Source organism: uncultured Kluyvera sp. (genome assembly GCF_902485085.1).
GTDB classification, from domain to species: domain Bacteria; phylum Pseudomonadota; class Gammaproteobacteria; order Enterobacterales; family Enterobacteriaceae; genus Kluyvera; species Kluyvera ascorbata.
The window spans coordinates 1-3,119 of sequence record NZ_CABTJS010000042.1 but is presented as its reverse complement, the minus strand read 5'-3'; the positions used below and the strand labels follow the sequence as shown (position 1 = coordinate 3,119).

The window sequence follows — 3,119 nt, the reverse complement described above, 5'->3', positions numbered from 1 at the left end:
GGCTATCTGACCTATGCCGAGGTCAATGACCATCTGCCGGAAGATATCGTCGATTCAGATCAGATCGAAGACATCATCCAAATGATCAACGACATGGGCATTCAGGTGATGGAAGAAGCGCCGGATGCCGATGATCTGTTGCTGGCTGAAACCTCCAACAACACTGATGAAGACGCGGAAGAAGCGGCTGCACAGGTTCTGTCCAGCGTGGAATCCGAAATCGGGCGTACAACCGACCCGGTGCGTATGTACATGCGCGAAATGGGTACGGTAGAACTGCTGACCCGCGAAGGCGAAATCGACATCGCTAAACGCATCGAAGACGGGATCAACCAGGTTCAGTGCTCCGTTGCCGAATACCCAGAAGCCATTACCTACCTGCTGGAACAGTACGATCGCGTTGAAGCTGAAGAAGCGCGTCTGTCTGACCTGATCACCGGTTTCGTTGACCCGAACGCTGAAGAAGATATGGCGCCTACCGCCACTCACGTCGGTTCCGAACTGTCTCAGGAAGAGATGGATGACGACGATGAAGACGAAGACGACGACAGCGACGATAGCAGCGACGATGACAACAGCATCGACCCAGAGCTGGCGCGTGAGAAATTTGGCGAGCTGCGTACTCAGTACGAAATCACTCGCGACACGATCAAAGCAAAAGGCCGTAGCCATGCCAGCGCTCAGGAAGAGATCCTGAAACTGTCTGAAGTGTTCAAGCAGTTCCGTCTGGTACCGAAGCAGTTCGACTACCTGGTAAACAGCATGCGTACCATGATGGACCGCGTGCGTACCCAGGAACGTATCATCATGAAGATGTGCGTTGAACAGTGCAAAATGCCGAAGAAAAACTTCATCACTCTGTTCACCGGCAATGAAACCAGCGAAACCTGGTTCAACGCGGCTATCGCGATGAACAAACCGTGGTCTGAAAAGCTGCACGACGTAAAAGAAGACGTTATGCGCAGCCTGCAGAAACTGCAGCAGATTGAAGAAGAGACCGGCCTGACCATCGAGCAGGTTAAAGATATCAACCGTCGTATGTCCATCGGTGAAGCGAAAGCCCGCCGCGCGAAGAAAGAGATGGTTGAAGCAAACTTACGTCTGGTTATTTCTATCGCGAAGAAATATACCAACCGTGGTCTGCAGTTCCTTGACCTGATTCAGGAAGGTAACATCGGCCTGATGAAAGCGGTAGATAAGTTTGAATACCGCCGCGGCTACAAGTTCTCCACCTACGCAACCTGGTGGATCCGTCAGGCGATCACCCGTTCTATCGCAGACCAGGCGCGCACCATCCGTATTCCGGTGCATATGATTGAGACCATCAACAAGCTCAACCGTATCTCCCGCCAGATGCTGCAAGAGATGGGTCGTGAACCGACGCCAGAAGAGCTGGCCGAGCGCATGCTGATGCCAGAAGATAAGATTCGTAAGGTGCTGAAAATCGCCAAAGAGCCAATCTCCATGGAAACGCCAATCGGCGACGATGAAGATTCGCATCTGGGTGATTTCATCGAGGATACCACCCTTGAGCTGCCGCTGGACTCTGCAACCACCGAGAGCCTGCGTGCTGCCACCCACGACGTTCTGGCTGGCCTGACCGCCCGTGAAGCGAAAGTCCTGCGTATGCGTTTCGGTATCGATATGAACACCGACCATACGCTGGAAGAAGTGGGTAAACAGTTTGACGTTACCCGCGAACGTATCCGTCAGATCGAAGCGAAGGCGCTGCGTAAACTGCGTCACCCAAGCCGCTCTGAAGTGCTGCGTAGCTTCCTGGACGATTAATCGCCCCGGTAAGAACGTAAAAAAGCTCCCTGATGGGAGCTTTTTTTTGCCTGTAATTCGGTGCATTTCCCGGCGGCGCTACGCTTGGCCGGGCTACAGGCCGCGCGTTTTCAACGCCACATCCAGTTCCTGATACGCCTCTACCAGCTTATCCAGCGTAATCCGGCTCAGCCCGCTCGGGTTCGGCAACACCCACACCTCGGTATCACCAATCATGTAGGTCTGCTTACCCCACGTCGCCCCGCGCTGCCCTAAGCCGCGCTCAAAGGCCTGCTTACCGAGCACCGCCAGCGCAGCTGGCTTGTAACGCTCAACCTTCTCAATCAGCTCCTGCCCGCCGCTGCGCAGTTCCTGCAGACTGACCTCACTCGCCTGCACCGTCGGGCGCTCAACCAGCTTAGTGACGCCACAATGAAACATCAGCATCTGCTCCGCCTCTTCCGGCTTCAACTGACGCTCGGTAAACCCCGCAAGGTGCAGCACCTTCCAGAAGCGGTTTGCCGGATGGGCAAAGGGATAGCCCAGAGAAGAAGATGACAGCCCCGGGTTAATGCCGCAGAACAGCACCCGCAGCCCCGAATCAATAATGTCCTTAACCATAATATTCTCGACCAATACATCGTGGGATCAGTATAACGAATTGAAAATGCGTTGTTTATAAAAACAGCATGTGCACGCTTAACGCTGGATTGGCGCTCGCTGTTACTTTATAATCGTCCGCTACCCGGCCCCTTAGCTCAGTGGTTAGAGCAGGCGACTCATAATCGCTTGGTCGCTGGTTCAAGTCCAGCAGGGGCCACCAAACAAAACAAGGAGTTAGATTAGAAATCGTCTGACTCCTTTTTCTTTGGATGCGATTTGGGTCAGGTAATGGGTCAGGTAAGGAATTGCTACCCTGCCCTCTTCATCTCGCTGCCAGCATCCCCGGATAGTGATGAAAGCCAGTAGCACTGCCTGTAATATTCACCGTACCGAATTTTTACGGCTTTGCCGCAACAAGCCAGTTGCCTGCCGCGCTCGCAGAATGTCTACAGCCCGGAGATAAGGGGATTGTTCCTGCCAGTTAAATCCCTTCCTGTCGATACGCACCAGTTCGTATTTTTCCACCAGAAAATTCACGGCATCAGCCAGCGAGATCCCGGCATCGATATGTTCCTGTATAACACGTTCCTCACTGAACGGTGTGTCGTTGAGGGTGAGACCATAGTGCTGTTCCAGCAGGCGTGTCAGTAGCATTTGCCAGACAGCCACGGGTGACAGGCAGGGCTTCACCGCCCGCTGAGTTGTTGCAGGTAAAGTTTTCATGTTTGCTCTCGTGAAAGTTATTAGCG

The 3,119-nt window shown here is 53.5% G+C and carries 3 protein-coding genes and 1 tRNA gene; 2 read left to right on the top strand and 2 right to left on the bottom strand.

Features of this window, described 5'->3' with window-relative positions; all coding sequences use genetic code 11:
• Positions 1–1,788, top strand: a 1,788-nt coding sequence (gene rpoD / locus RDN66_RS05875) for an RNA polymerase sigma factor RpoD (protein ID WP_308537665.1), incomplete at its 5' end; no start/stop codon positions are given.
• A 93-nt stretch (positions 1,789–1,881) separates the two neighbouring features.
• Here the strand turns inward: rpoD and mug are convergent.
• Positions 1,882–2,388, bottom strand: coding sequence for a G/U mismatch-specific DNA glycosylase (gene mug, locus RDN66_RS05870; RefSeq protein WP_123652347.1), 507 nt, complete (start codon positions 2,386–2,388; stop codon positions 1,882–1,884).
• A gap of 126 nt (positions 2,389–2,514) precedes the next feature.
• Between mug and RDN66_RS05865 the strand changes: the two genes are divergently transcribed.
• Positions 2,515–2,590, top strand: a tRNA-Ile gene (locus RDN66_RS05865).
• Positions 2,591–2,751: 161 nt separating this feature from the next.
• Here RDN66_RS05865 and RDN66_RS05860 read toward each other — a convergent pair.
• Positions 2,752–3,093, bottom strand: coding sequence for a TA system toxin CbtA family protein (locus RDN66_RS05860; RefSeq protein WP_016243829.1), 342 nt, complete (start codon positions 3,091–3,093; stop codon positions 2,752–2,754).
• Between the last annotated feature and the right edge of the window lie 26 nt (positions 3,094–3,119).

What these genes read in the sequence shown, in the direction of transcription:
- mug (WP_123652347.1), bottom strand. Translation starts at nt 2,388, where the DNA reads ATGGTTAAGGACATTATTGATTCGGGGCTGCGGGTGCTGTTCTGCGGC.
- RDN66_RS05860 (WP_016243829.1), bottom strand. Translation starts at nt 3,093, where the DNA reads ATGAAAACTTTACCTGCAACAACTCAGCGGGCGGTGAAGCCCTGCCTG.